Origin of the sequence: Microbacterium sp. NPDC091676 (assembly GCF_044756645.1) — a bacterium.
Taxonomy (GTDB): Bacteria; Actinomycetota; Actinomycetes; order Actinomycetales; family Microbacteriaceae; genus Microbacterium; species Microbacterium paraoxydans_D.
Genome location: NZ_JBIVTI010000001.1, coordinates 2,667,510 through 2,693,899 on the forward strand (window position 1 = coordinate 2,667,510; position 26,390 = coordinate 2,693,899).

At 67.1% G+C, this 26,390-nt stretch carries 21 protein-coding genes and 2 tRNA genes; 17 read left to right on the forward strand and 6 right to left on the reverse strand.

The window, feature by feature from the left end; all coding sequences use genetic code 11:
* Positions 1-15 precede the first annotated feature (15 nt).
* From ACIQID_RS12955 to ACIQID_RS12965, 3 genes are all read left to right on the forward strand, one after another.
* Entirely contained in the window at positions 16-516 is a 501-nt protein-coding gene (locus ACIQID_RS12955; RefSeq protein ID WP_312674978.1) for an amino-acid N-acetyltransferase, read from the forward strand.
* A gap of 61 nt (positions 517-577) precedes the next feature.
* Positions 578-1,222 carry a hypothetical protein gene (locus tag ACIQID_RS12960; RefSeq protein ID WP_312674980.1) on the forward strand — a complete coding sequence of 215 codons (645 nt, stop codon included), beginning with the start codon at positions 578-580 and terminating at the stop codon, positions 1,220-1,222.
* Between the two features lie 243 nt (positions 1,223-1,465).
* Positions 1,466-1,876: a dehydrogenase gene (locus ACIQID_RS12965; RefSeq protein WP_400285542.1), complete on the forward strand. Its 411-nt coding sequence runs from the start codon at positions 1,466-1,468 to the stop codon at positions 1,874-1,876.
* 18 nt (positions 1,877-1,894) lie between these two features.
* On the opposite strand, the gene radA is transcribed toward ACIQID_RS12965, so the two are convergent.
* Positions 1,895-3,262, reverse strand: a complete 1,368-nt coding sequence (gene radA / locus ACIQID_RS12970) for a DNA repair protein RadA (protein ID WP_400285545.1) — start codon at positions 3,260-3,262, stop codon at positions 1,895-1,897.
* Between the two features lie 100 nt (positions 3,263-3,362).
* On the opposite strand from radA, the gene ACIQID_RS12975 reads away from it, so the two are divergent.
* The 5 genes from ACIQID_RS12975 to cydC are packed head-to-tail and all read left to right on the forward strand — an operon-like array spanning position 3,363 to position 9,801.
* Positions 3,363-4,037, forward strand: a complete 675-nt coding sequence (locus ACIQID_RS12975) for a metalloregulator ArsR/SmtB family transcription factor (protein WP_025105484.1) — start codon at positions 3,363-3,365, stop codon at positions 4,035-4,037.
* Entirely contained in the window at positions 4,024-5,439 is a 1,416-nt protein-coding gene (locus ACIQID_RS12980) for a cytochrome ubiquinol oxidase subunit I (protein ID WP_312674988.1), read from the forward strand. The genes ACIQID_RS12975 and ACIQID_RS12980 overlap by 14 nt, the downstream gene beginning before the upstream one ends.
* 14 nt (positions 5,440-5,453) lie before the next feature.
* Entirely contained in the window at positions 5,454-6,482 is a 1,029-nt protein-coding gene (cydB, locus tag ACIQID_RS12985) for a cytochrome d ubiquinol oxidase subunit II (RefSeq protein WP_060922499.1), read from the forward strand.
* Positions 6,479-8,137: a thiol reductant ABC exporter subunit CydD gene (cydD, locus tag ACIQID_RS12990; RefSeq protein WP_400285551.1), complete on the forward strand. Its 1,659-nt coding sequence runs from the start codon at positions 6,479-6,481 to the stop codon at positions 8,135-8,137. The genes cydB and cydD overlap by 4 nt, the downstream gene beginning before the upstream one ends.
* Positions 8,134-9,801, forward strand: a complete 1,668-nt coding sequence (gene cydC / locus ACIQID_RS12995; protein WP_400285554.1) for a thiol reductant ABC exporter subunit CydC — start codon at positions 8,134-8,136, stop codon at positions 9,799-9,801. The genes cydD and cydC overlap by 4 nt, the downstream gene beginning before the upstream one ends.
* Positions 9,802-9,804: 3 nt before the next feature.
* Here cydC and ACIQID_RS13000 read toward each other — a convergent pair whose 3' ends face one another.
* Entirely contained in the window at positions 9,805-10,587 is a 783-nt protein-coding gene (locus tag ACIQID_RS13000) for a hypothetical protein (RefSeq protein ID WP_400285557.1), read from the reverse strand.
* 176 nt (positions 10,588-10,763) lie between these two features.
* On the opposite strand from ACIQID_RS13000, the gene ACIQID_RS13005 reads away from it, so the two are divergent.
* The 3 genes from ACIQID_RS13005 to ACIQID_RS13015 all read left to right on the forward strand — a co-directional run bounded on the left by ACIQID_RS13005 (position 10,764) and on the right by ACIQID_RS13015 (position 12,109).
* Positions 10,764-11,810: a hypothetical protein gene (locus ACIQID_RS13005; RefSeq protein WP_400285560.1), complete on the forward strand. Its 1,047-nt coding sequence runs from the start codon at positions 10,764-10,766 to the stop codon at positions 11,808-11,810.
* 45 nt (positions 11,811-11,855) lie between these two features.
* Positions 11,856-11,946: transfer RNA gene (locus tag ACIQID_RS13010), tRNA-Ser, on the forward strand.
* A gap of 90 nt (positions 11,947-12,036) precedes the next feature.
* Positions 12,037-12,109: transfer RNA gene (locus ACIQID_RS13015), tRNA-Ala, on the forward strand.
* Positions 12,110-12,930: 821 nt separating this feature from the next.
* Here ACIQID_RS13015 and ACIQID_RS13020 read toward each other — a convergent pair.
* The 3 genes from ACIQID_RS13020 to ACIQID_RS13030 form a co-directional block, all read right to left on the reverse strand.
* The gene (locus ACIQID_RS13020) at positions 12,931-13,902 is read right to left on the reverse strand and encodes a hypothetical protein (protein ID WP_400285563.1); all 972 of its coding nucleotides are present in this window, start codon (positions 13,900-13,902) and stop codon (positions 12,931-12,933) included.
* Positions 13,903-14,227: 325 nt separating this feature from the next.
* Positions 14,228-16,078, reverse strand: a complete 1,851-nt coding sequence (locus tag ACIQID_RS13025; protein ID WP_400285566.1) for a CHAT domain-containing protein — start codon at positions 16,076-16,078, stop codon at positions 14,228-14,230.
* Positions 16,079-16,296: 218 nt separating this feature from the next.
* Positions 16,297-16,824, reverse strand: a complete 528-nt coding sequence (locus ACIQID_RS13030) for a recombinase family protein (RefSeq protein WP_400285764.1) — start codon at positions 16,822-16,824, stop codon at positions 16,297-16,299.
* 168 nt (positions 16,825-16,992) lie between these two features.
* Between ACIQID_RS13030 and ACIQID_RS13035 the strand changes: the two genes are divergently transcribed.
* The 3 genes from ACIQID_RS13035 (at position 16,993) to ACIQID_RS13045 (ending at position 21,675) form a co-directional block, all read left to right on the forward strand.
* Entirely contained in the window at positions 16,993-17,985 is a 993-nt protein-coding gene (locus ACIQID_RS13035; RefSeq protein WP_400285569.1) for a DUF1837 domain-containing protein, read from the forward strand.
* Entirely contained in the window at positions 17,986-20,649 is a 2,664-nt protein-coding gene (locus ACIQID_RS13040; protein ID WP_400285572.1) for a DEAD/DEAH box helicase, read from the forward strand.
* A 129-nt stretch (positions 20,650-20,778) separates the two neighbouring features.
* On the forward strand, positions 20,779-21,675 hold the full coding sequence (locus ACIQID_RS13045; protein WP_400285575.1) for a hypothetical protein: 897 nt from the start codon (positions 20,779-20,781) through the stop codon (positions 21,673-21,675).
* A 361-nt stretch (positions 21,676-22,036) separates the two neighbouring features.
* Here the strand turns inward: ACIQID_RS13045 and ACIQID_RS13050 are convergent, their stop codons facing one another.
* Positions 22,037-22,429, reverse strand: a complete 393-nt coding sequence (locus ACIQID_RS13050) for a hypothetical protein (protein ID WP_400285578.1) — start codon at positions 22,427-22,429, stop codon at positions 22,037-22,039.
* Positions 22,430-22,568: 139 nt separating this feature from the next.
* Between ACIQID_RS13050 and ACIQID_RS13055 the strand changes: the two genes are divergently transcribed.
* The 3 genes from ACIQID_RS13055 to ACIQID_RS13065 all read left to right on the forward strand — a co-directional run bounded on the left by ACIQID_RS13055 (position 22,569) and on the right by ACIQID_RS13065 (position 26,060).
* Positions 22,569-23,297 carry a GntR family transcriptional regulator gene (locus tag ACIQID_RS13055; RefSeq protein WP_312674993.1) on the forward strand — a complete coding sequence of 243 codons (729 nt, stop codon included), beginning with the start codon at positions 22,569-22,571 and terminating at the stop codon, positions 23,295-23,297.
* Between the two features lie 153 nt (positions 23,298-23,450).
* A complete protein-coding gene (locus ACIQID_RS13060) occupies positions 23,451-24,665 on the forward strand; it encodes an alpha-hydroxy-acid oxidizing protein (protein WP_400285581.1) in 1,215 nt (404 codons plus the stop codon).
* 42 nt (positions 24,666-24,707) lie between these two features.
* A complete protein-coding gene (locus tag ACIQID_RS13065; protein WP_400285584.1) occupies positions 24,708-26,060 on the forward strand; it encodes an MFS transporter in 1,353 nt (450 codons plus the stop codon).
* Positions 26,061-26,390 lie beyond the last annotated feature (330 nt).

The window sequence follows — 26,390 nt, forward strand, 5'->3', positions numbered from 1 at the left end:
TCCTAGGCTGGTCGGGTGAGCGCGTACATCGTCCGGCCGGCCCGCAGCGCCGACATCGTCAGCATCCGGAACCTGCTCCAGCCGATGGTGGAGCAGCGCATCCTGCTCGGCAAGGATCTCGCCGTGCTCTACGGGGCCGTGCAGGAGTTCGTCGTCGCCGAGGCGGACGGGGAGCTGATCGGCTGCGGGGCTCTGCACGTGATCTGGGAGGACCTCGGCGAGGTGCGCACCCTGCTCGTCCGCGAGGACTGGCTCCACCACGGCGTCGGACGGGCGATCGTCGAGCAGCTGGAGGAGAACGCGCGGTCCCTCGGACTCACGCGCCTGTTCTGCCTCACCTTCGAGGTCGACTTCTTCGGGCGTCGCGGATTCACCCCCATCGGGGAACAGGTCGTCGACCCCGACGTGTACTCGCAGCTCCTGCGCAGTGGAGACGCCGGCGTCGAGGAGTTCCTCGACCTCGCGCACGTGAAGCCGAACACGCTCGGCAACACGCGCATGCTCAAGGTGCTCTGAGCCCCGGCCGACCGCCTCGCGCCTCCCAGGCTCGCGGAGGCGGATCGCTTAACCTGGAGGCATGCCCCGACACTCTGCAGCCGTCTACCGCCGTCGGCGGCTGGCCGTGCTGCTCGGGCTGATCCTCGTCCTCGCGATCGTCGGGGCCTCCGTCTGGCTCCTCATCGCCCGGCCGTGGGCGGCCACCGGCGCGCAGGAGCCGGCACCCGCGCCGACCTCCTCCGCCTCTCCCGGACCCACGCCGTCCGGATCGGCCTCGCCCGCCCCCTCGCCGTCGGCGGATGCCACCCCGGCCGTCGTCGCCTGCGAGGCGAAGGACATCGAGGTCAAGGCGGTCACCGACGCCGAGTCCTACCCCGACGGCGCCTCCCCGAAGCTCTCGATCTCCCTGACCAACAAGGGCACGAAGGACTGCACGATCGACGTGGGTTCCACGACCCAGGTGTTCACGATCTCCAGCGGCTCGGACGAGTGGTGGCGCTCGACCGACTGCCAGGAGAACCCCAGCAGCATGATCGCCACCCTCACCGCCGGGTCCACCGTGGTGAGCAAGGAGCCGGTGGTCTGGGATCGCACGCGCTCCAGTGTCGAGACCTGCGCACAGGAGAACCGCCAGCGGGCTCCCGGCGGCGGCGCCTCGTATCACGTGGGCGTCTCGATCGGCGGGTTCCCGAGCGCCACCACCACCCAGATCCTCCTGTTCTGAGCGCATGATGGGCACCTGTGCTGACAGGGCCCGGTCTTTGGGATACCATAGAGGTGACTCTCCCGCTATGCGGCAACATGCCATCCCCAGTGGCGTCGAACTACAGCGTCCCCAGCGCTTCGACACCGCCGCTCGAGAGTCCGAGGGCCCTCTCGAGTACCCCAGTCCCCAATGGAGGACTCGAGAGGGCCCCAATCTTTCTCCGGGATCCGCCGCACTGGCCTCGATGCCTAAGCTGGATGCATGGCACCGAAGAAGGCGAAGTCCGCGAAGAAGAAGCCCGCCCCCGAGGACTTCCGGTCGGAGGCTCTGGCGCTCGCCCTCGAGAAGCAGGACGTCGCGGCCGTCGCCCTCGCGCTGCGCCACGGCACCACCGTCGTCCCGCTCATCAAGCCCGGAGCCCGCGACAACCCGCTCGACAGCGGCGAGGTGTGGACCTATCGGGACCCGAACTCGGGCGACCTCGCACTGCTGCTCTTCAGCGACGCGAAGAACAAGCCCGCGAACCTGCCGCCCGGCGTCGGCATCTACGACGCCGCCTGGCTGCGCGCCTTCCTCTCCGCGCACCCGATCACGACCGTGTTCCTCGACATCGCGGGACCGCACCCGATGCAGGCCGACCCGGTGGAGCTGCTCAAGGCGCTCGACGCCTGACCCGGGCGGTCCTCCGGCTCAGAACGGCGGGATGTCGCGGTCGGGACGACGGGTGTTGTTGCGTGACCTGATGTCGCCCAGCGCCGCGCGCAGTGTCTTCGAGCGGTCGTCGACCACCTGCTCGTAGCCGAGCCGGGCGGCCTCGGACCGCCGCTGCGCGGCCTGCGTCACCGGCCGCACCTCGCCCGCGAGGCTGAGCTCGCCGACGGCGGCGACCGTGCGCGGAACCGAGATCATCTGGATGGACCCGGCGACGGCGATCGCGATGGCGAGATCGGCGGCGGGCTCCGTGAAGCGCACCCCGCCGACCGTGGACACGTAGACGTCAAGGCTGCCGGTGGGCACGCCGGCCCGGCGCTCGAGGATCGCCAGCACCATGGCCACCCGCGAGGAGTCGAGGCCGTGCACGATGCGCCGGGGGTTCGGGGCGTTGCTCGGCACGGTGAGCGCCTGCACCTCGACGGGGAGGGCCCGACGACCCTCGAGGGAGATGGCCACGCAGGTCCCCGGCTCGGAGGCGCCCTGCGACAGGAAGAGGCCGGAGGGGTCGGGGACCTCGGCGATGCCGTCTCCGGTCATCTCGAAGCAGCCGACCTCGTCTGTGGGACCGAAGCGGTTCTTGAGGGCACGGATGAAGCGCAGCGAGGTCTGCCGGTCGCCTTCGAAGTGGCACACGACGTCGACGAGGTGCTCCAGCACCCGAGGCCCCGCCACCTGGCCGTCCTTGGTCACGTGGCCGACGATGATGATCGGCAGATCGCGCTCCTTCGCCACCCGGATCAGGGTCGCGGCCACCTCCCGCACCTGGCTGGGCTGGCCGGCCGCGCCGTCGGTGAGCGACGACGACACGGTCTGCACGGAGTCGACGATGACGAGCTGCGGCCGCACCTCGTCGATGTGACCGAGGATGGTGGCGAGATCGGTCTCGCTCGCGAGGTAGAGCTCGTCGTGCAGAGCACCCGTGCGCTCCGCCCGCAGCCGCACCTGGGCCGGCGACTCCTCGGCGCTCGCGTAGAGCACCCGTCGCCCGCTCTGTGCCGCCTGCGCGGCCACCTCGAGCAGCAGGGTCGACTTGCCCACGCCGGGCTCTCCGCTGAGGAGGATCGCGGCTCCCGGAACGATGCCGCCGCCGAGCACCCGGTCGAACTCGCCGACGCCGCTCGTGCGCCGCGGGGCGTCCTGCGTGGTGATCTGCGTGATCGGGCGCGCCGCGCGGTCGGCGGTCGGCGCGAGCGCGTTCACGCGGCGGAGGATGCCGGTCTGCGCGGCCTGCTCCTGGACCGTGCCCCACTGCTGGCACTCCCCGCAGCGACCGACCCACTTGGCCGTCGTCCACCCGCACTCGGTGCAGACGTACGCGGGGGGAGCGGGTTTCCGGGTGGCCATGCCCCCAGGCTATCGGCGGGATCAGACATCCCTATCGACCAGGCGATTATTCACGGCCCGGTTCCCCCGGCGGCCGTCGGCCCCGGCCGATAATTGAGACATGTCCAACGGCGGGTCCGTCTGCGGGCCGATCTCCAGCTACTCCCGGGTGCGCATCCTGCACCTCCTCTTCGAGGCCGGGCACTCCGGTGCCTCCGGAGAACTCGCGATCGGCGACCTGTGCGAGGCCACCGGCCTGCACCCGAACACGGTGCGCGAGCACCTGCAGCGGCTCATCGAGGGCGGCTACGTCATCCCGACCGTGGAGCACCGCACCACCCGGGGTCGCCCGCGCACGCTGTACCGCGCCGCCACCGGGGCCCCTGACGCCTCCAGCCCGGTCGCGCGGAACAAGGCCAAGGCCGCCGCCCGTCGCGGCGACCTGCTCCGCAGCGTCCTCCCCGGCACCGGGACCGCCCTCGGCAAGGACGCCACCTACCAGCTCGACGCCCTCGTCGAGCACCTGGAGGAGAGCGGCTTCGAGCCGGTCGTGGACGACCGCGGTCTGACCGTCGACCTGAGCCCGTGCCCGCACGCGGCCGGCCGGCCGGAGGACCGCCCGATGCTATGCCAGGTGCATCTCGGGCTGATGCAGGGCATCCTTGCAGAAGCGGGGGGTCCGCTCGAAGCCGAGTGCGTGCGCGAGGCCGCGCTGCCCTCCGAATGCACCGTGCAGCTGCGCGACACCGCCGCGCAGGCGTCGAACAGAACGGGAGTCGCTCATGGAATGGCTTGATCCGCTCGCCCTGGCCCGATGGCAGTTCGGCCTGACGACCGTCTACCACTACCTCTTCGTCCCGCTGACGATCGGCATGGCGCTGGTCGCCGCCATCTTCCAGACCGCGTGGGTGCGTACCGGCAAGGTGCAGTACCTGCACCTCACCCGCTTCTTCGGCAAGATCTTCCTCATCAACTTCGCGATGGGCGTCGTCACCGGCATCGTGCAGGAGTTCCAGTTCGGCATGAACTGGTCGGACTACTCCCGCTTCGTCGGCGACGTCTTCGGCGCCCCGCTCGCCTTCGAGGGCCTGCTGGCGTTCTTCTTCGAGGCGACCTTCATCGGCCTCTGGATCTTCGGCTGGGACAAGCTCCCGCAGAAGATCCACCTGGCCACCATCTGGTGCGTCTCGATCGGCAGCATCCTGTCGGCGTACTTCATCATCGCCGCCAACGCGTTCATGCAGAACCCGGTCGGCTACACGTACAACGAGGTGACCAACCGCGCCGAGCTCACCGACTTCTGGGCGCTGCTGACCAACCCGGTCGCCCTCGCCGCGTTCCCGCACACCATCTTCGGCGCGCTCATGTTCGCCGCCGGTGTCGTCATCTCGGTGTCCGCCTGGCACCTGGCGCGCGGGCAGCACTTCGACACGATGCGCATCTCGCTGAAGTTCGGCCTCTGGGCGATGATCTTCTCCACCGCGGGCGTCGTGCTCACCGGCGACCAGCTGGGTCTGGCGATGTACGCCGCGCAGCCGATGAAGATGGCCGCCGCCGAGGCGACGTTCAACACCGTCTGCGGCGCCGACGCCTCCTTCAGCATCTTCACGCTGGGCACGCCGGACGGCAGCTCGGAGCTGTTCTCGATCCGGGTGCCGTATCTGCTGTCGCTGCTGTCGACCCACACGCTCGATGCCTGTGTGCACGGCATCAACGACCTGAACGCCGAATACGCCCAGACGTACGCGAGCACCGGCCTCACCGACTTCGCCCCCGTCCTGTGGATCACGTACTGGTCGTTCCGCTGGATGATCGGCCTCGGCATGGCTGCCGCCCTCGTCGCCGTCGCGGGCCTCTGGGTCACCCGCAAGAAGGCCACGAGGCCGGTCGCGCCGTGGATGTGGAAGGTCGCGATCTGGTCGTTCCCGCTCGCGCTCGCCGCCAACATCATGGGCTGGGTGTTCACCGAGATGGGTCGACAGCCCTGGATCGTGTTCGGCCTGATGTCCACCCGCGACGGCGTCTCGCCCGGCGTGAGCGGGCTCGAGGTCCTGATCTCGCTGATCGCCTTCACCGCGATCTACGCCGCGCTGGCCGTGGTCGAGGTCCGGCTGATCGTCAAGGCCGCCCAGAAGGGGCCGGACACCGACGAACAGCCCCATGAGGAGACGGCTCAGCTGCCGTCGGTCGTGTACTGAGAGGAACGAGCATCATGGATCTCGCAACGATCTGGTTCTGGGTGGTCGCCTTCCTGTTCGTCGGCTACTTCGTCCTCGACGGGTTCGACTTCGGTGTGGGCATGTCGCTGCCGTTCCTCGGCAAGAACGACGTGTCCCGCCGACAGGTCATCAACACGATCGGTCCCGTGTGGGACCTCAACGAGACGTGGGTCATCGTGGCAGGCGCCTCGCTCTTCGCCTCGTTCCCCGAGTGGTACGCCACGCTGTTCAGCGGGTTCTACCTGCCACTGCTGCTCATCCTGCTCGCGCTCATCCTCCGCGGCGTCTCGTTCGAGTACCGCCATCAGCGGGAGAGCCGGAAGTGGAAGCAGGGCTTCGACCGGATGATCGTCATCGGCTCGGTCGTCCCGGCACTGCTCTGGGGTGTCGCCTTCGGCAACATCGTGCAGGGGGTGGCGATCGATGAGAACCACATCTACGTCGGCGGCTTCTTCTCTCTGCTCAACCCGTACGCGCTGCTGGTCGGCGTGACGACCCTGCTGCTCTTCTTCCTGCACGGCGTGCTGTTCGTCGCGCTGAAGACGGACGGCCAGGTGCACGAGGACGCGCAGAAGCTCGCGAAGAAGGCCGCCATCCCGACGATCCTCGTCGCGGCCGCGACGGTGATCTGGACGGTCGCGATAGCGATGGGCCGCGAGGCTCCGCTGCTCTGGCTGGTCATCGGAGCCGGTGCGCTCGCGGCGGTCAGCCTGATCGCGGCGGTCGGCTTCTCGCTGGTCCGCCGCGAGGGGTGGGCGTTCTTCTCCGGCATGCTCACGGTCATGTTCGCCGTCGTCATGCTGTTCTCCGCCCTGTTCCCGTTCGTGATGCCGTCGACCATCGACCCGGCGTACAGCCTCACGATCGCCAACGCGTCCAGCACCCCGTATACGCTGCAGATCATGAGCTGGACCGCGCTGATCGCCCTTCCGCTGGTCATCGCGTACCAGACCTGGACCTACTGGGTGTTCCGCAAACGCGTCACCCGCCGGTCGATCGAGGGGGCTCCGGCGCACGCGTGAAACCCGTCGATCCGAGGCTGCTCCGATACGCGGCCGCCGCCCGGGGGTTCCTCCTGGCGTCGGCCGCGATCGGCATCCTCCAGACCGCGGTGACGATCGCCTTCGCGTGGCTGCTCACCGAGGCGGTCGTGGGGGCCATCGCGGGGCGCGACGTCACCGCGACCCTGCTCTGGCTGCTCGGGACCGCCCTCCTGCGGGGTCTGCTCATCGCCGCCTCCGACGCCGCGGGCACGCAGGCCGCCGCCCGGACCGGGATGCAGCTGCGCGCGGCGCTCGTCGCGGCCGTCGGACGCCTCGGCCCGGGGTGGCTCGCACAGCGCAACCAGACGCAGATCGCCGTCACCGCCGGTCACGGCTTGGAAGCCCTGGATGCGTACTTCGCGCGGTACATCCCGCAGCTCGTGCTCACCGTCATCGCGACGCCGGTGCTCGTCGCGGTCATGTGGTGGCAGGACTGGCCGAGCGGGCTCACCGCCGTCATCACCCTGCCGCTCATCCCGCTGTTCCTCATCCTCATCGGCATCGCGACCCGCACGGTGCAGAAGAAGCAGTGGCAGACGCTGCAGCACCTCGCCGCCCGCTTCGCCGACACGGTGCAGGGGCTGTCGACGCTGCGGCTGTTCGGCCGGGACCGTCGGGCGGCCGACCGCATCGAGGTGACCGCCGACGAGTACCGCCGCGAGACCATGAAGGTGCTGCGGTTCTCGTTCCTCTCCGGATTCGCGATGGAGCTGCTGTCGTCGCTCGCGGTCGCGCTCATCGCGGTCGCGGTCGGGTTCCGGCTGCTGTCGGGCGACCTGAGTCTGGAGGTCGGTCTCTTCGTGCTGCTGCTCGCCCCGGAGGCCTTCCTCCCCATCCGTCAGGTGGGCGTGCAGTTCCACGCGGCGGCCGAGGGCGTCGCGGCCACGGAAGACGTCTTCGATGTGCTCGATGCGGCGCGTGACCGGGACCGCGGTGGGGTGCGCCCGCACGACCTCGGCACGGATGCACGACCGACCCCCGTGGACTCGACCGGCAGCCGTGTCGACGTCGTGCCGGGGGGACGCGGACTCGTGGTCGAGGGGCTGCGGGTGCGGGACCTGCCGCCGGTGTCGTTCGTCGCGGAGCCGGGGACGGTGACCCTGATCGAGGGGCCGAGCGGCTCGGGCAAGTCGAGTCTGCTCGCCGCCCTCCGCGGAGCGGTGGACCACACGGGCTCGGCGACCTGGGACGGACGGGACGTCGTCGACCTCGCACCCTCCGACTGGCTCGCCTGGGCCGGGCAGGCACCGGGACTGCTGCGGGGCACGGTCGCGGAGAACGTCGCCCTCGGGGATGCCGATCCCGACCTCGCCCGTGTGCGCAGCGCTCTGGATACCGCCTGCGCCGAAGGGATCGAGGCCGACCGCGTGCTGGGCGTGCAGGGCGCAGGGCTGTCCGGAGGACAGGCGCAGCGCGTCGCGGTGGCCAGGGCGCTGTACCGCCACGCCGGGATGCCCGAGCGACTTCTCGCTCTGGATGAGCCCTCCAGCGCCCTCGACGCCGACACCGAGGAGCGGCTGTGGCGGTCGCTGCGCGCACGGGCGGATGCCGGCGCCACCGTCCTGCTCGTCTCGCACCGCCGCTCGGCCCGGGACATCGCCGACCGGATCGTGGCGCTGGGGGTGAGCGCATGAGCGAGACGACCCGCAACGACCGGGTCCGGGCGGTGCTCCGGCTCGCGCAGCCGCCGTTCCGACGCTTCCTCCCCGGGCTGATCTGGGGTGTGCTGTCGGCGGCCGCCGCGGTGAGCCTGCTCGCGGTGAGCGGCTGGCTGATCGTGAGCGCGTCGATCGTCGACTCCCTCGTGCCGCTGTCCATCGCGGTCGTCGGGGTGCGGTTCTTCGCCGTGACCAGGGCCGTCACGCGGTACCTCGAGCGGCTGAGCGGTCACGACGCCGCGCTCCGGCAGCTCGCCACGACCCGGTCCGACATGGTGCGCCGCCTCATCCCGCTCTCGCCGGCGGGGCTCGGCGCGACGGACCGCGGCCAGGTGCTCGCGGCCCTCGTCGACGACGTGGAGAACCTGCAGAACCTCCCGCTCCGGGTCGTGCAGCCGCTCGCCGTCTCGGGCGTCGTCGCCGTGGGGGCCGTCGGCTTCCTCGCCTTCGTGTCGCCGCCCGCCGCGCTCACCCTCGCCGTCTGCCTCCTCGTCGCCGCGCTCGCCGCCGTCGGGCTGGGCTGGATCTTCGGCTCCCGTGCAGAGGCCGCGGTGTCGGCGCGTCGGGCCGAGGTGTCCGCGGCCCTCGTCGACTACTTCGGCAGCCTCGACGTGCTGCTCGCGTTCGGCGCGGAGGCGCAGGCCCGAGAGCGGATCCGCGTCGCGGATGCCGCCCTGCGTCGGGTCGTCGGTCGGGCGTCGCTGGCGCAGGCCGTCGCCGCCGGCGTCGTCTCGCTGATGGCCGGCGCCGCCTCGGTGTGGGCGCTGGCGGTGGCAGCCCCTGGCCTTGCCACCGGGGCCATCGACGCCCCGTGGCTCGCGGTCGCCGTGCTCGTGCCGATGGTCGTGTTCGAGGTGTTCGGCGCCGTGCCGATCGCGGCGGCCTCGTGGCGGAGCGTCCGCGCAAGCGCGGAGCGCATCGTGGACGTGCTGCCCGAACGGATGCCGCCGGAGCTGCGGACCGACGCGGGGGAGGACGTCGAGGTCGACGGCGTCCCCGCGCTCACGCTGCGGGGAGCCACGGCGCACTGGCCCGGAGGAGCGGCGGCGCTGACCGGCATCGACCTCGACCTCGCGCCCGGCGAGCGGGTGCTCGTCTCCGGGGCGAGCGGGGCGGGCAAGAGCTCGCTGGCGGCCGCGCTCGTGGGCTTCCTCCGCGTGGACGGCGAGTACCGGATCGGCGATCTCGACGCGGCGGCGCTGTCCGGGCCGTCGCTGCGCCGCGTCGTCGGCCTGTGCGAGCAGCAGCCGCAGCTCTTCGACGAGGACGTGCGGCAGAACCTCCTCTTCGCCAGGGACACGGCCACCGACGAGGAGCTCCTCGCCGTGCTCGACCGCGTGGGACTCGCGGCGTGGGTGCGCGAGTGCGGAGGCCTCGATGCGCGAGTGGGCGACCGCGGCGCGCTGGTGTCCGGAGGTCAGGCGCAGCGGATCGCCCTGGCTCGCGCGCTGCTCCGCGGCTTCCCGGTGCTCGTGCTGGACGAGCCGACGGCGGGCGTCGACCCCGAGGCCTCGGATGCTCTGCTGCGCGACCTGCTGCGGGCGACGGGGGAGCAGTCGGTGCTGCTCATCTCGCACGTGGCGCCGCCCGCGGGGACGGTCGACCGGGTCGTGCGGATCGAGGGCGGCCGGACGGTCTGAGCCTCAGCCGACGAGGTTCATGTCGGCGGGCGGCTCCATCACGATGCCCTGCGCCTCGAACGCGCGACGGCGCTCCTCGATCCGTCGGTGCATCTCCACCTGGGCCTCGTCGACCACACGCGGGTCGAGGTCGACCGTCGGGGGATGCGGGTCGCCGTGGTGCGCGGCGATGTACGCGTCGAGCTCGGGACCGCTGGTCCAGGAGGTGATGAGCGCGTACCGGGGACCTGTCCCGCGATGCCACACGGCGTGCCAGAAGCGCTGCGTGTCGACGATGATCCGGGAGCCGGCGCGCAGCGGCAGCCGCACCTCGGTGGCCGGGTCGAACCGGTCGGAGCGGAGGATGAGCATCGAGTCGGTGTCGTCGGTGAGGTTGTCATACCCGCGGACCACCCAGCCCGTGCCCGGCTCGTTGAGGCGGTTGTTGTCGTCCTGGTGCAGGTTGTAGATCGCGTCGGCGTAATCGTTCGGCTGAAGCTCGATGACTCGGCAGCGGCCGACGCCGGCGCCCGGGGCGAGGGCGCGGCGCTGCAGGGTCGGGGCGATCGCGACCTGTGAGGGAATCCAGACGCCGTCCTTGTCGGTGCGCGGCGGCGTGTGGTTCCAGAAGCCGTTGCAGTCGATCTCGCCCGCATAGCTCGACAGCGGCGCGAAGCGGGTGATGCCGGAGGAGCGCCAGCCGACGTACTCGAGGTCGAGCCACTCGGACGGGTCCACCGGGGTGGTCTCGTCGTCGAGGACCACGTATCCGGTCTCGGCGAGTGCCGCAGACGTGATGAATCCCATGCTGCTTGCATCCTTCCCGTCGTTCTGCCCCCGGAGGCGGCGGGTTCTTAGGCAATCCTAATCCCGACCTCCCCTCGCCGACCCACCCCCTTGCGTGTGTCCCACCCCCTTCCGGCCGCACGCAGAGGGGTGGCTCGGCCGGAAGGGGGTGGGTCGGCGAGGGATATTCTGAGGGCATGACGCAGCCCCAGGGTGCCCTTCTCGTGGGCAGTGTGAACTTCGACGACGCCGAGACCACGATGCGCACCGCGGCGGAGCTGCTCGGCGACCGGTTGCGTCGCATCCCGGACGGCGAGGTCGGCAAGCGGTTCCACTGGATCATGTTCCAGCCCGACGTCATCGGCCAGGCGGACGGCATCGAGCGGATCGGCGACGAGCCCATCCCGTTCCCCGCCGGCATCGACGCCCGGGGCCTCCGGATCGCCGAGGGCGTGGACCCGGCGACGATCGCGCTCCCTGCGCTCGGCTACGCCTCCGCGGCGATCGAGTCGTACGGGCTCTTCGCGCGGCTGCGTGAGGAGGGAGTGGTCGCGGCGGGCACCCGGTTCCAGGTGTCGCTGCCGACACCGCTCGCCGTCATCTCCTCGTTCTTCCACGGCGACGACCGGGCCGCGATCGAGCCCGTGTACACCGCCGCGATGCTCGGTGAGCTCGACGGGATCCTCGCCGCGATCCCCCACGAGGACCTCGCGGTGCAGTGGGACGTCGCGAGCGAGATGGGCATCCTCGAGGGGGCCTCCGGCTACGGCGCCGTCATGGAGGCGTGGTGGCCCGGTGACCCGTTCGACGGACTCGTCTCGCGTCTGGCCGCCCTCGTCGACGCCGTCCCGGACGACGTCGAGGTGGGCGTGCACCTCTGCTACGGCGACGCGGGGGAGAAGCACTTCTTCGAGCCGACCGACGCCGGCTCCCTCGTCCGCTACGCCAACGCCGTCATCGCCGCGGCCCACCGTCCGCTCACCTGGCTGCACCTTCCCGTGCCGATCGGCCACGATGACGAGGCGTACTTCGCTCCGCTTGCCGCGCTCACCCCGGTCGAGGAGCTCTACCTCGGCCTCGTGCACCGGGAGGACGGCGCGGAGGGTGCGCGTCGCCGGATCGCTGCCGCCGTCCGGTTCGCGCCGGAGTTCGGCGTCGCCACGGAGTGCGGCATCGGGCGTGCCCCCGCCGGATCCACGGAGGGCATCCTCCGCGCCCACGCCGAGGTCGCCACCGCCTGGTGACCCGCCGATTCGCGCGCTCGGCCCCGGTGTCGTAAACTGATCCGCGGTGACGTGTCCGAGCGGCCGAAGGTGCAACTCTCGAAAAGTTGTGTAGGGTAACCCCCTACCGTGGGTTCAAATCCCACCGTCACCGCCACCACGAAGGCCCCGACTCCCCTGAAACACGGAGATGCGGGGCCTTCGTCATGTCCGGGATCGCGAGCGTGATAACGTAGATGTCGTTCACGGGCCTATGGCGCAGTTGGTAGCGCGCCTCGTTCGCATCGAGGAGGTCAGGGGTTCGAATCCCCTTAGGTCCACCGAGAAGACGGCCGATCAGTTACGAGAAATCATGACTGATCGGCCGTTTTCGCATCCGTATGTGCCTCTGTCTGCCCCGAACTTTGCTCATCGAACTGAGTTCGCCATGTGCCTCGGGGCACCCTTTTTCCCTTCTGAACTGGTTAGTTTCCCATCGAGAGTGTTTTGAATCCCGTTTGGTGTCTACCGGTACGTGTCATGCGTATCGGTACCCAGCTCAAAAGGTCCAGACGGGTGTTGGGTCCGGGTCCTCGCTCATTGAAGTCCTGAGTCGCCAGTTGCTCGCTTCTTCGAGAGTTGCTCTCGGGCCATTGCGATGATGATCCGTGCCATCTGATCCGGGTCCACACTCGGGTTGGTCTCGGAGAAAACACCGAGGCGTCGCGTCGACTTCTGCGGCCGGCGTGAGGCGGCGCGGGTCGGGGTTCGAACCGTTGGGCTCTTACGAGGTTCGGGGTCCGCTCTTCGCTCTGCCTTGAGGCTTGCGAAGGCTCGATATGCAAGGCCAGACTGCCGGACGAGGTTCGGATCGCGTTTGATCGCTTCGTTTCTAGCGCTAGCGAAGTCAGAACTGCGGAGCGGCGAGTCGAAGAGGTAGAACGCGCGCAGTGTATCCCGCTGCTCGATGGTGAGGCGGGCAAGCAAGACGCCGCCCCTCTCCCAGTCTGCGCGCAGGGCGGCCCGGCGGTTGCGATAGTCTGTGCTGTTGATTCTGGGCATGAGCCACTGTCGACCCGCCTTCCACAGCGTTCTTCCGCGGTGATGCATCGTAGTTCCGGTGCCGCGGCGGGACGCAGCCTCTGAACTCAGTCGTGCTCACTCATGTCCTGGCCGGGATGCCACCTCGATCGGGCAGCCCCCCGTTGTGGCCTCGCGACAGCGTCGGGGTGCCGTCCTCGTCGAGCATTCGTACGACGCGTCCCGCTTCGATGTCACGTCTCGCCAGAGAACTCGGTGTCTCCAAAGAGAAGCCTTTGCCAGGCGCAACCTGATCCCAACCGCGGGAGTCCCTTGTTACTGTGATCGCCGTGCTGGTCAGAGTCGGCAGCAGTGCGAGCAGGTCCTCGAGACGGCTAACTACCGCTGAACCATGGCGTCCGGGGGCCTTGGCGCGTGTAACTAGAGAGACCGCATCTTTGTCCGCAACGACAACGTCGCAGTACGGAATCGCGATACTCAGCGCATCAATGTCACGCAGGATGTTCCAGCTCCATGTTCGGTTCTTGTCGCGAAAGATCTCGAGCTTCGTTTCCGCGGCGATCCGTAACGTCGGGACGCGCTCTACGAAGGACACGACTCGTTTGCGCGACGTGACTCCGTCCGCGGTTGGACTGATCGCCCAAAGTGACAGGCGGTACTCGTTGAACAGACCGTTCAGCAGGTCGAGGTACTCGTGGCTGAGCTCGCGAGCAAGCAACCACACACGAAGTTCCGCACGTGAGACTCCGGGATACTCGAGCAACTGCTCATCGAGAAGCTGCTCCCAAGCGAGACGGCTATTCTCAGCGCTCTCGAGCTCGCGTGGTTCGCGATACCCGTCTTCTCGCAGGGCCGGCAGATCCTCATCCGCGGGTCCTGCCAATAGCCTCGCTTCTGCATATTGGTTGACGCTGCGTAGCCAAACAGGATCAACGGATGTGACAACGCGACCGTCAGGATCCAAGACACGCATGAATGCGTGGACTCCACGGAAGGCCCAGTTGGCTCCGATCCCCAGGGGATCGATTTCCTTCGGGCGGAACGTCGGGCGTCCCACTGTTTCATGCAGAGCCACAAGGAATTGGTGGCGCATGAGATCGGTCTGGCGGCGAAGAGTCCGCATCTGGCTCACGACGGCCATCACACTCGCCAAGTCGGATCGTTGGCGAGGGTCAGTGATTCTCAAAGTCTCCTCGTAGTGAGTCGCGGATAGAGGGAAGGCCACTCCAGCTGCACTTGCTTCAAGGATGGCGTGCAAGGCTTCGACGTCGACCGCGGCACGCGGGCGACCAGCTGCCGCAAGAGCCAGTCGAATCCACACCCACTGGTCGAGGTAGACGACTGGGCGTCGCGGTGAGTTCGCTTTTGGTAACGACACCTCTTCATTCTCGCGATGGTCACGGACATCGCCCTGGACCTTACCGATCCCCGGAGAACCTGAATAGCCTCCAATCTTGGTTTTGTCCCGAAGAAGCCGGGAATCTCCCTCTCGGGAAGTTTGCATCGAGGAGCTCTTGGACCCCCCTGGTGACACCCGGGCCCCTTGCTTCGAAGCAGGCACGGGCCGCGAGATAGGCATCCCAGTTGCCGGCGCCGAGCGAGCGCGCATGGTGAAACGCGGTAGCGAAGATGAGAGCAACATGGTCGTTGACCGGCGCTGACGTGGAGATGACAGTTCGGCACCCTTTCTCGAGCAGAGCGACGTCCAATGGCACCGCTCGCGCGCTGCGGCCGACATCGAACCTGCCCGTGCCGGTGCTGCACGCCGACAAGAACGCGATCGCAGTGCCCTCAGCGTTTACGTCGCGCAAAATAGCCGGCGCAGATAGGAAATCTTCGTTGGCGAGAAGGATGCCGGTTTCGTGCTCGCGTCCGCCGGCGATGCCGTGACCGGCGATATGAACGACCTCCGGCCACGCTGTGCGCCATCCCGTGCTGACTCGAGGGCTGCCTGTTAGAGACGCAACGATATTCAGCTCCGCATCGGCTGCGGCAATGTACTGGCTGCCCTCTCCCGGGTGACCGAGTATTAGCGCGGCACCGGTGACCATTGGTTGCCGGTTCTCGTGCAGCAGGCGCAAGGCGTGCGCGTAGGTCGCCGTTCGGAAGCCCAGTCGGAGCGCCGCATCATGGAGTGGGAGGGAATACGCACCCAACCCGGCGGAGATCACCAACTCCGTCACCCCCTTGCTGAGTAGCTCGCGTAACGGATCCAGGAGCTGGGTCAGTGAATCGGACCAGGAGCCGTCCGTCTCAGGATGATCCTGATCGTCGAGCGTGTCCAGCGGCGTAACGGCCCCGTCGAGTACACCGTCGGGTGTACGAAATACGACAGAGGAGGAGAACCAGGCGGTGTCCTCCTTGACGGAGACATGAAGGAGCGCCTCGCCCGCACGGATCCGCTTGTCATGAGCTGGGGGGAGGGAGCGCTCTGCTGTAGCCTCGGCTGCGCGCAACGCTGAGGCCGCCTCTGCGAGTAGGCGCTCATCAACGATCCCGCCTCGTGCGTGCGTGCGTGCAGCGTCGTCGAGGACTTGAAGCTGCCACTTCCACGCGTCAACGACCTGCGGTGCGGAGCTTCGGACGTCAAAGGACGGCAGGCTGGACTCAAAAACCGAGCGCTGACGCTGATCGATCATCTGCAGCAATTCGGTCGGGGACGGGGTGATGTCCATGGGACCCCGGGTGGATCCGGCCCACGCTGCCCTGTGCTCACGGATCTCACCAAGCGACGGAAAGGGAATGCCGAAGTTCCAAAGGTGTCGAAGCCGTCCATCTGGGTCCAGCCGGTAGAACTCGACTCGCACGAGCCCGACAATCAGCATCACGTCGAGCTGCTGCAGCGCGGTGTGGGCCCGGTAGTCAAACGAGAAGGGCAGATACGCGGGATCATCGTCGGGGTCCAAGACAATGAACAATTCGACCGAGGCTTCGTCTGGGAATCTCGCCGCGAGTGTCGGAGCATAGGACCAACGCAAAATACTGCGCTCGTCGCGATCCGTTTCTACAACGACCGATAGCGTGGCTACGTAGCCTGAGGAAGACCGCCAAAGCCTGGCTCCGTCTACGGTCACCACATCGCGGAACCACGCCGGGGTCTCTCCGTGGGCTCTTTTCGGCCATGCGCCCGGCATGAGCATCCACATATACATGTCTGACCGGGCGCCCTCTAGAACCGCGCGGGCGCTGTCTCGCTCCGGGTCCACTCCCAGCAGGCGGGCTTCGAGCGGCGTGAACCAGAACAGCACCGGCTTGTCGCGATGGGTCACATGTAGCCAGGTATAGAGCCTGTTTAGAGACAGACCCCCCGGGGCCAACGTGGAAGCGGAGGTCAGCCGATCTACGTAGTCCGGAGGTGCGTCCCACGCAGCAGACAACGACCCAACCCGCGCACTGAAGTGCGGGGACTCTATCCAGCGACCGACGGGAGAGTCGTCTAGCTGTTCGTACCGCCTCGCGGCCCACCGAGCCGATTGCAGGGAAGGAATCAACCACGCGGCGAAGTCCGGCCCGACGGCGCCACTGCGCCAACCGCGGATGATGAGATCTTCGACTTCGGTCTCGGTGAGGACCCCATCGATGGCAAGGTCCTGATCGTCCAATCCCAGCAGGTGGCCGACCCCACGGTGAGCACCACCAACAGCCGCGAAATCGGAGGCAACATAGCCAGCTCAGGGAACCGCTTCGCATCTCGTTCGGTGAATGCATCTTCAGCGACCGAGCGAAACCAATCTTGGCGTAGCTGGTCCAAATCCTCGGGCTTCATCTGGGCAGTATCGCAGGAATCCCTATAAGCGACACGCCATGACAAGCTCCAGGTCGCACTCTTGTACGCGATGTCGGCGCCATCCTCGCGCGACTGATATTCGTTGAACGCAGCAAGAATGCCGTGCATGAGTTGGCCGACGGGAGAGGCATCGATCTGCTCCGTAGCGGAGATCAGGGTGACGCCTCGCTTCTGAAGCTCTGCCATGACGAGAGCGTCGTCGATCTTTCGGCTGGTACTTCGGCAGATCGACGAGGCGCGCCACCTCTGATGAGATGCCGCTTGCGCTTGACGGCAGGAACTTTTCGTTCACAATGAGGCGCATATGAGCAGTTCTCGACGCGTCGCACGCCCTTGTGTTGGGGTACCCACCATTCTTGGGGGTGACGTGATTCGCGCCGAACTGGGGAGTTACCAATGACGGGAACGCCGGAACCGATACTGCCGCTGTCCTTGCTGGCTTCGAACCGGGAGCAATTCAACGCGGTCTTCTACGAGCCCGTGAGTGTTGCACTCCAGACCAAGACAAATCTGCATCTGCATGTACTGCGGGTGCAGAACGGCGACTTCGACCTTCCGGCCCTGTACCGCGTGCTTAAGAACAACAGCGTTGCGTATGTGCTGTCGCGCCTGAACTATCAGAAGGCGCTAGAGGATCCTGGGCGGATGATGGAAGTCGCGACAAAGGTGCAGTCACAGTTCCGTACGCCCGACGACAAGGCGGGTGAAGGTGGAGAGGTGATCCTGTACTCGCTATTGGAGGGGCACCTGGGCGCGCCCAAGATTCTCTCGAAGATGGAAATCAAGACGAGTAGTGAACACTACGTCCACGGGTCGGACGGCGTACATCTGCTTCGCACGGGGGATAACAGCTACCAGCTGATCTTCGGAGAATCAAAAATGTACGGGGATGCCGGTACGGTCGGGTCGAGCGCGAAGCGCGGGATAAAAGCCGCCTTCACTTCTGTTGGCAAGGTGCACGAGGACGGGTTCGACTTCGACACCTGGCTGGTGCAGTCCGAGCTGCTGAAGGAGGAGCTTGACGCGGAGAAGCTGGCGTTGCTGTCGGCGATCCTGCTGCCGTCGTCGGGCGGTGGTGACGACGAAATCAAGAAGCACAACGCCTTCGGCATCTTCGTGGGCTACGAGGTCGACGTGAGCGACCTGAAAGTGGAGGACATGGAGCTGGACGCCATCGAGGACGAACTCAGGAAGCGGGCGACCGACGCGATCGTCGCCCAGCACGACCTCATCAAGCACGAGATCACCGACCGTGGCCTCGGCGTGTACCCGATCCATATGTATGCCGTCCCATTCGCAAAACGAGGCGAGGGAGACAAGATGCACGGCATCGAGAGAATCCGCTTCGATCTGGCCGCGCAGCTTGGAAATCACGAGGCCAAGAAGTAGATGCCTGGTCAAATCGCCGCCGACGCGCTGTCGGACATGATTGTCGCGCGGTCGGACTACCAACAGGACCTTGCCGCCATCGAAGCCGCAGTTTCAGAAGTGTTCCTCACTGGGACTGCGTCTTCCGAGCTCACCGATGAGCAGGTCACTCGCCTGCTCCGATTCGCTGACATCATGTCGCACTCGACGCAGCCCGCCCACCGTGAAACGGCCTACACCATCATTGCGTTGCTGCGAGAGTACGAGGAGCTCGTCGGGCTGTCGGATCACGTGAGCACGCGCGCCGCAGCCGTCGCCACAGCCGTACTCATCGAACTGGGCAACTTCCCTGGCCTTCGGACGCTGTCCAACGCAACGGAATCGACCTACGCGCTGCCGGTTTCGCGGGGCATCCTGCGTGCAGCCAAGGAGGTCATGCAGGCGACCAAGCACGGGACAGCGACGCTCACGGACACCCAGTTCCAGATCGCTGAGAAGATGCGCGGGGAGGACTTCTTCAGCTTCTCGGGCCCGACGTCGCTAGGGAAGTCGTTCATCCTGAAGGATGCGATCTATGACATCGTGCGCCGCTCCGATCTGGATCAGCACTGCATCGTCGTGCTTGTCCCAACTAAGGCGCTCATTGGCCAAACCGCCGCCGACCTTCGAGAGCTGCTGAAGGATGTGCCGGAGGTGAATGTCGCGACCTTCCCGACGCTCCCGCTGTTCCTGCGCCGCACCTTTCCGCGCACCGTCTTCGTGCTCACTCCCGAACGCTTGCTGCGCTACCTCTCGAACTCGGTGCGCGACATCGACTACCTGATCGTCGACGAGGCCCAGAAGGTCATCTCCAAGAAGGACGCACGCTCCTCGATCTACTACCACGCGATCGTGGAGACCACCCGCCGGTTCGCGACCAAGCTGATCTTCGCGTCCCCGAGCATCGAGAACCCGGAGCTGTTTCTCGAGCTGTTCGGGAAGGCGACCAACGGTGCGCTCGCGGTGCGCGAACGCACGGTGGCTCAGCAGCGCTACTTCGTGGACCTAGTCGACCGTGCCCAGTATTTCCTGTCCGCAGCGAGCGGTGGAGAAGGGAAGCTGCAGGCAGTACCCGACGCCCGCACGCCGATTCAGCTGGTGACATCGCTGAGCGCCGAACGAAAGTCAATCGTCTACATCAACAGCTCGGCGAAGTCTGCCGAGTTCGCGCTTGAGCTCGCAAAGACGCTGCCGAAGGCCACAGACCCCACCATCGCCGAACTGATCAAGTTCGTGAAGGAGCACATCCACAAGGACTACTTCCTCGTGAAGACGCTCGAGCACGGCGTCGCGTTCCACCACGGGAAGATGCCACAAGAGGTGCGCGAGAAGGTCGAGGCCTCCTTCTCCGATCCGACGTCGAAGCTTCAGTACGTCGTCTGCACTTCCACTCTCCTCGAGGGTGTCAATCTCCCGGCGAAGAACATCTTCGTCCTCAATGACACGCATGGGCCGGCGGGCTTCGGGAAGATCGACTTCGAGAACCTTGCCGGACGTGCCGGGCGCCTCACATACGACTTCTCCGGCAACGTCATCTGCGTGCGCCATGAGTCGAATGGGTGGAGCGAGACTCGACGGGAGCTGATTCCGCGCGGCGAGCCGATCATCGCGGAGAGCTTCCTTGTCAATCCGGGCAACAAGCGCAAAGACTTCACTGACATTGGGTACGTGCTTCGGGGGGAGCCGATCCCGAGCAACCCCTCCAACGACGCCAAGCGCACCGTCGAGCAATACACGTCGATTCTCATGCTGCATGTCCTCGGCAAACAGCAGACACCGCTTCGTGCCCTCTTCCTGGAGAAGGTGAAGGATGGCGCGAAGCTGCTCGATCGTGCCGTCACGTCCTTTACTGGCTCGGAGGAGGTGCTTCGCCGCGCACCCGGCATCCAGCCGAAGTATCAGAACGCGGTGTGGGACGACCTCACCGAAGGGCGGGCAGGCGCGCTGGTGCCTGCGGACACGGTCGATCTGGACTACTCCCTGTTCGAGCAGGTATTGATTCGTCTCGGGGCCTCGTACAACTGGATCGTTGAGGAGTCTGGCGGCAACGATGACCGGCTCGTGCCTGCCACAGAACCTGGCTACAGCGCACGTCTCCGGTACTGGGCGATGCTGATGTCGTACTGGGTGAAGGGTGACCCACTCGTTCTCGTGCTGAGTCGCACAATCGCCTACCACGCTGAGCAAGGCACGATCACCTACCGGGACTGGACGCGGGACCCATCCCTGGTAGTCGAACGCTTTAACGCCCGCGACCCGAAACACATCAACCTCATCATCGAAAAGACCTTGCGGGACCTTGAGACCGGACTCCGGTTCAAGATCATCAGCTACCTCGAGAACTACTACGACCTCGCCGTTCAAGCAATGGGTGCGGACGGCGCAGGGATCAACGTGGCCAAGCTCGTGGAGTATGGCTCGAGTGACCCACGGGTGATCAACTTGCAGGAAGTTGGCTTCTCTCGTGCTGTCGCACTCGACCTGACCAGCAAGTACGCCAGCCATCTCACCTTCACGTCGGGCGGAGAGCTCGAGGCGGTCGACGTCGATGCGCTCCTTGCCCTGGCTGACGTTGCGGATGAGACGCGTGAGGAGCTCGAGAACATCCTGCGCAAGGCACCCGTTGCTTCCGGCGAAACCGTGTAGGTGGGACCGTGAATAGACAAAGCCCGTGTTACTCAGGGCCCCGAGCGCGGAGCGTCCGAGTTCCCGGTGACAGACTGCTCGGTACGGTTGATGCCGTGACCCGTTCTATCGGCATGCCCCGGCGTGTCAATGAGTGATGCCCCGGGCAGCGCCCATGGCCTGTCAAGGGAGGATCGGGAGGCGTTCTCGGCTGCGCTTCTCCGTTTCTTTGATGAGCTCGAACCTCTGCTCCTGGGCGGATTCGGCGAGGAGCTTCCGGGCTCGCGGGCCGAGCGTTTAGCGCAGGGGACGTTTCCGTCCAACTCCCAGGGGCCGTATCCGGGACGAAACGCGCTCGAGACGGTGCTCTTCGCGACCCTGGCGGGGCTGGATCATGCGCGGCTGCTTGCGAGGGCCCTGCTGCACGACGACGCCGCATTCTCTATCGCGACGCTCGCGCGCGGGGCCGTGGAGGCGTATGCGCGGGCCTGGTGGATCAGAGAGCCGGACGAGGATTCGGCGATACTGGTTCGCTGGCTCTCAGGCTTGGCATCGGAACTGAGCACGTTTGATCGCCTCCGGCCCGACGCGGTCCTCCATGAGATGCGTGGCCGCAACACGGACGCGGCTGCTGTGCTCGCCGGCGTGATCGACGATATTGAACAGCTGACAGGCAGTCGAACCCCGCTGAAGGTTAGTTACACCGCCCTGGCTGCCTCCCTGGCAGACCAATGGAAGGCGGACGGCCGAGTGGTGTACTCGGATTTATCCGGCGTGGCGCATGGAGAGTCTCTCGGGATACACGGCTTCGTGACCGTTGATGAGGATTTGAGCATCTACCGTGTGGAGCTCAGCGCGCGGTGGGGTCTTATGGCCACACAATGGACGCTCTCGGCGACAGCCCTCGTGAGTCGTGAGGTGCTCAGAATACTCGGCAGGGATATCCCGCAGGCACATCCTTGCGCGGTCGCTCATGACGCTGCGGCGAACCTGCTTGCCTCAGCTCGCGGGCGCATCCTCCATCCTGACTCGGCTTCCGAACGTTAGCTCTCATCATGTTCAAGCTTGACGCGTCGGGCGGTGCTGTATGACCGAAGAGATCGCCCCGATCAGCAAAATGCGGACACTCTTCCTCGTGTTCATGGCGCACTCTTGACAGCCTGACACAGGCGCTCTTCAGCCAACAGCCCGCGCTGACGTTCAACGAGAAGAGTCCGACCTTGATGGTCGAGATCACTCGCCACGTAACAGTGCGGGCTCTTTTCGTGCTTGCCGTTGTTGCGCACTGTGAGGCGCATGGCAGCATGGTGCGGCTTCGAGTGGCCGCACTCGACTCGCGACCCTGCCGCGTGATTCAAGCAGCGATGCAGCCTGGAGAAGCCCGTGTCCCCGTAGACCGGGCGGTGACTTACCGAGCCTGCGTGACGGCCTTGATGATCGTGTTCGTCGAGATGCCAAGCTGCCGCCCGGTTGCGGCGGCCGATGCGCCTGCGGCGTGCTTTGAGCGGGCCTCATCGACTTCAGCCGCGGTCATGCGTCGCAACGTTGAGACACCAGCGCCCGCCAGATGCTTGCCCGCGGTCTGCCGGGTGACGCCCAACGCCTTTGCGGCCGCGACGACGCTACCGTGGTGCTGGTAGTGCGCGAGAAGCTGCTCGATCTCATCTGGCCGAAGTTGACGTGCCGTTCTTGGCGCGCTCGTTCTAGCGCCGTTCCGCTTGGATTTCTGGGCCTTCTCGACGAGATCCCTCACGCCGTGCGGCGCACCCATATGTTTCGAGTACGCATGCAGCAGGTCCACAGGAACAGAACGCAAGAACCTCGCACCGCATCCTCGCGGGGCGAGGTTCTTTCGTTGGGGCACGCGACCGATCCGATCGCAGCGACGAGGCCGCTCAGCAGCGGCCGGGGGTTCGATTCGGTGCCCCTAGGCTGAGGGCATGGACGCGACGCCCAGCGAATCCGGCTCGACCCTGCACACGCATGCCGTCGACAGCCAGCGCCGTGCGGCGGCCCTCGGCGACGGGAATCGGGTGCTGTCGCGCACGCAGAAGGTGTACGTGGCGCTGCGGGACGACATCGTCCGCACCCGGCTCGCCCCAGGCGAGGTCGTCATCGAACCCGAGCTGGCCGCGCGCTTCGGGGTGTCGAAGACGCCGGTGCGTGAAGCCCTGCAGATCCTCGTCGTCGAGGGGCTCGTCGTCGCCCTTCCTCGACGCGGATACGTCGTCCGCCCGCTGGGCATCAACGAGGTGCGCGAGGTGCTCGACCTGCGGTTGATCATCGAACCGCCGATGGCGGCAGGGGCGACGCGCTACGGCAACGAGGCCTTCGTCGAGGAGCTCAGCTCGATCCTGGACGCGCAGCGCACCGGCTCGGGCACAGCGGCGCTGACCGATGCGGCGCGCGCGTTCCACGAGTGCATCCTCGGCGCGGCGCGGAACGCACGCGCGAAGTCGCTCATGAGCGGCCTGTTCGACGAGACGACACGGAGCCACCACCTGATCCCGGCCATCGATGCGCGCATCCACTCGGACGTGGAGAACAACGGACACCAGCAGGTCCTGGAGGCGATCCGCACCGGAGATCCGCAGGCCGCCGAGGAGGCCATGCGCCGCCATCTCGTCGAGCTGCGCGAGTTCGTCCTCCGCGCCTTCCTCGAAGCCTGAGCCGCGCCCGCCACCCTGACCGGGATCGTGCGGATTGCTAGAGATATATCTCGGGAATATGACTATTGTGCCCAAGATATTTGGGAGCTATGGTGGTGCCGACACCGCGGTCGGCTCTTCGGCCTCGATGGGAGCTGCCGAGAGGATCCAGGTTTGTTGCGACGTCGCATCCGCACCTTCACCGAGCTGTTGAGCTTCGCTCCGCCCGCGCTTCCCACCGAGGCGACGCGCGTCGCCGGGGCGCGCTGTCTCGACGATCTGCGACGGCTCGCGAAGCGACGGGTGCCCGGATTCGTCTTCGACTACGTCGAGGGCGCCGCGGTGACCGAGCAGGCTGCGCGCGACAACGAGTCGTCCTTCGCCCGTCGCCGGTTCGTGCCCTCCGTCACGGAGAGCGCCGCGGGCGCGTCGCTCAAGACCCGCCTGCTGGGACGCGAGCACGCGATGCCGATCGGCATCGCGCCGATCGGTCTCACCGCCCTCATGCGTGCGGCCGGCGAGACCGACGGTGTCCGCGCGGCCGCGAACCGCGACGTGCCGTTCGTGCTCTCCACGATGGGCACCCGCAGCATCGAGCACGTCGCCGAGGCGGCCCCCGCCGCACGGCGATGGTTCCAGCTCTACCTGCGTCGCGATCGCGCGGCGTCCCTCGCGCTCGTCGAGCGGGCCGCCGCTGCGGGCTTCGATGCCCTCGTGCTGACCGTCGATACGCGCGTGCCGGGGCAGCGGTACCGCGACGATCGCAACCGGCTCTCGATGCCGCCGCGTCTGACCCTGCGCACCGCCACGCAGTCGGCGCTGCACCCGTCCTGGTCCCTGGATCTGCTGGCGCACGACGCGCCGGCCATGGCGAACTTCGGCCCGCGCTCCGGACGCGTCACCGACGTGGTGGGCAGCATGTTCGATCCCGCGCTGTCGCTGGACGACGTGCGCTGGCTGCGGATGCACTGGAGCGGGCCGATCGTCGTGAAGGGCGTTCTCTCCGCCGTCGACGCCGAGCGCTTCCTCGATGCGGGCGCGGATGCCATCTGGGTCTCCAACCACGGCGGTCGCCAACTGGACCGTGCGATCGCGCCCGTCGAGGTCGTCGGTGCGGTGCGCGCCGCCGTCGGCGACGACGTCCCGATCCTGCTCGACTCCGGGATCCGCAGCGGGCTCGACGTCGTGGCCGCGATCGCGTGCGGAGCCGACTTCGTCTTCCTCGGCCGGGGATACATGTACGGCCTCATGGCGGGCGGCCGGATCGGGGTGGAGCGCGCGCTCGACCTCGTGGCGGACGAGACCCTGTCGACGATGCAGCTTCTGGGCGTGCGTACGACCGCCGAGCTGCGCGGCCGCGGGAGCGCCGTCCTCGCGCCCCTCGGATAGCAACGACCACGCCAGCACTTTTCAATGACGAAAGGACACCCCATGGCCAACGAACAGCAACGCACCATGACCCCGCAGGCGAGGCGGGCGATCGCCGCCGCCTACTTCGGCACCCTCATCGAGTGGTACGACTACGCGCTGTACGGCGCCGCCGCGGGTCTCGTGATCGGCCCGCTCTTCTTCCCCGACGTGATCCCGGCCTCGGCCTCGATGCTCGCCTTCGCGACCTTCGCCGTCGGCTTCGTGGTGCGACCGCTCGGCGGGCTCGTCATCTCCCACCTCGGCGACCGGGTCGGCCGGAAGCCCGCGATGATCCTCACCATCGTGCTCATGGGTATCGCGACGGTGGGCATCGGGCTCCTCCCGACCGCCGAGGCGATCGGGGTGGCGGCACCGATCCTGCTGATCCTGTTCCGCTTCGTCCAGGGCTTCGGCGCCGGGGCGGAGCTCGCCGGCGCACTCACGCTCGTGGCCGAGTACGCCCCCGAGCGGCGGCGCGGCCGGGTCATCGGACTGGTCACCTCGGGTGCCCCCGGTGGAGCCTTCCTCGCGACGCTGGCCTTCACCTTCGCCTCGATGCTGCCGGGCGACGTGCTGCTCGGCGGGGCCTGGCGCATCCCGTTCCTGGTCTCCGCTGTCCTGTTCGTCCTGGCGCTCTGGATCCGTCGCCGCCTGGAGGAGACGCCCGAGTACCGGGATGCGGTGGCGAACGCGGAGCAGTCCGCGACGAAGGTGCCCTTGGCGGAGCTGTTCCGCCGCAGCCCCCGGGAACTCGTCATCGGCTTCTTCAGCGTCTGCGGGCACAACGTGACGAACTACGTACTGAGCGCCTTCGCGCTGAGCTACCTCACGCTGACGGTCGGGATGCCCCGGGTCGAGGCGCTGATCGCGGTGCTGGTGTCGTCGCTGCTCACCGCCTTCGCTCCCGTCCTCGGCGGGGTGGCGGTCGATCGCTTCGGGGCCAAACGCGTGGTGATGTTCGGCTCGGTCGCCGGGATCGTGCTCACGTACCCGGTCTTCCTCTCGCTGCAGTCCGGAGACCCGGTGCTCGCCGCGCTCGGCATGACGGCGCTCGGAGTCGTCGCCGTGGGCGCGACCGCGGCCTCCACCGGGACCTTCCTCACGAACCTCTTCCCGACCCGATACCGCTTCACCGGCGTCGCGACGGCCCGGGAGCTCAACGGCGCTCTGGTCGCCGGCCCGACTCCCCTCATCGCCACCGCCCTCGTCGCGGCCGCCGGGGGAGGGCTCTGGTTCGTGGTGCTGTTCGTCATCGGGGCCTGCCTGGTGTCGCTGCTGGCCGTCGTCGCGACGCCGAAGCGCATCGGGGACATGCAGCCCGAGGACCTCTCCGACTCCGCGCGGTTCGCGCCGACCGGAAGGGCGTCGGACTGAGCGGAACGGGCGACACGCCCGGGAATCGACGGTGATTTGCCCGATGCCCGGAACCCACGTAAGTTATTACCTGTTCGCCCCAAACGGTTGAGCGGAGGTCCTCGGACCGGCTCCCGTCAAGCAGCTAACACCTCCCGAATCCCACACACTCACTGAGTGAACAGGATGAAGGATGCTGATCCGTTCCCACGGTCAGGCCGAAGAAACTCGGACTTGACAACGGAAACGAGATCGGTAAGATAGAGAAGTTGCCCTGCGGGCCTGGTCGTGATGGCTGGGTCGTGGGAGCATCCGATCCTTGAGAACTCAACAGCGTGCACTTGTCAAATG

What these genes read in the sequence shown, in the direction of transcription:
- ACIQID_RS13045 (WP_400285575.1), top strand. Translation starts at nt 20,779, where the DNA reads ATGAGTGATGCCCCGGGCAGCGCCCATGGCCTGTCAAGGGAGGATCGG.
- ACIQID_RS13000 (WP_400285557.1), bottom strand. Translation starts at nt 10,587, where the DNA reads ATGGGATTCATCACGTCTGCGGCACTCGCCGAGACCGGATACGTGGTC.
- ACIQID_RS12975 (WP_025105484.1), top strand. Translation starts at nt 3,363, where the DNA reads ATGTCCAACGGCGGGTCCGTCTGCGGGCCGATCTCCAGCTACTCCCGG.
- ACIQID_RS13020 (WP_400285563.1), bottom strand. Translation starts at nt 13,902, where the DNA reads ATGCGCCACCAATTCCTTGTGGCTCTGCATGAAACAGTGGGACGCCCG.
- ACIQID_RS13065 (WP_400285584.1), top strand. Translation starts at nt 24,708, where the DNA reads ATGGCCAACGAACAGCAACGCACCATGACCCCGCAGGCGAGGCGGGCG.
- cydC (WP_400285554.1), top strand. Translation starts at nt 8,134, where the DNA reads ATGAGCGAGACGACCCGCAACGACCGGGTCCGGGCGGTGCTCCGGCTC.
- ACIQID_RS13040 (WP_400285572.1), top strand. Translation starts at nt 17,986, where the DNA reads ATGCCTGGTCAAATCGCCGCCGACGCGCTGTCGGACATGATTGTCGCG.
- radA (WP_400285545.1), bottom strand. Translation starts at nt 3,262, where the DNA reads ATGGCCACCCGGAAACCCGCTCCCCCCGCGTACGTCTGCACCGAGTGC.
- ACIQID_RS12960 (WP_312674980.1), top strand. Translation starts at nt 578, where the DNA reads ATGCCCCGACACTCTGCAGCCGTCTACCGCCGTCGGCGGCTGGCCGTG.
- ACIQID_RS13005 (WP_400285560.1), top strand. Translation starts at nt 10,764, where the DNA reads ATGACGCAGCCCCAGGGTGCCCTTCTCGTGGGCAGTGTGAACTTCGAC.
- ACIQID_RS13035 (WP_400285569.1), top strand. Translation starts at nt 16,993, where the DNA reads ATGACGGGAACGCCGGAACCGATACTGCCGCTGTCCTTGCTGGCTTCG.
- cydB (WP_060922499.1), top strand. Translation starts at nt 5,454, where the DNA reads ATGGATCTCGCAACGATCTGGTTCTGGGTGGTCGCCTTCCTGTTCGTC.
- ACIQID_RS12980 (WP_312674988.1), top strand. Translation starts at nt 4,024, where the DNA reads ATGGAATGGCTTGATCCGCTCGCCCTGGCCCGATGGCAGTTCGGCCTG.
- ACIQID_RS13055 (WP_312674993.1), top strand. Translation starts at nt 22,569, where the DNA reads ATGGACGCGACGCCCAGCGAATCCGGCTCGACCCTGCACACGCATGCC.
- ACIQID_RS12965 (WP_400285542.1), top strand. Translation starts at nt 1,466, where the DNA reads ATGGCACCGAAGAAGGCGAAGTCCGCGAAGAAGAAGCCCGCCCCCGAG.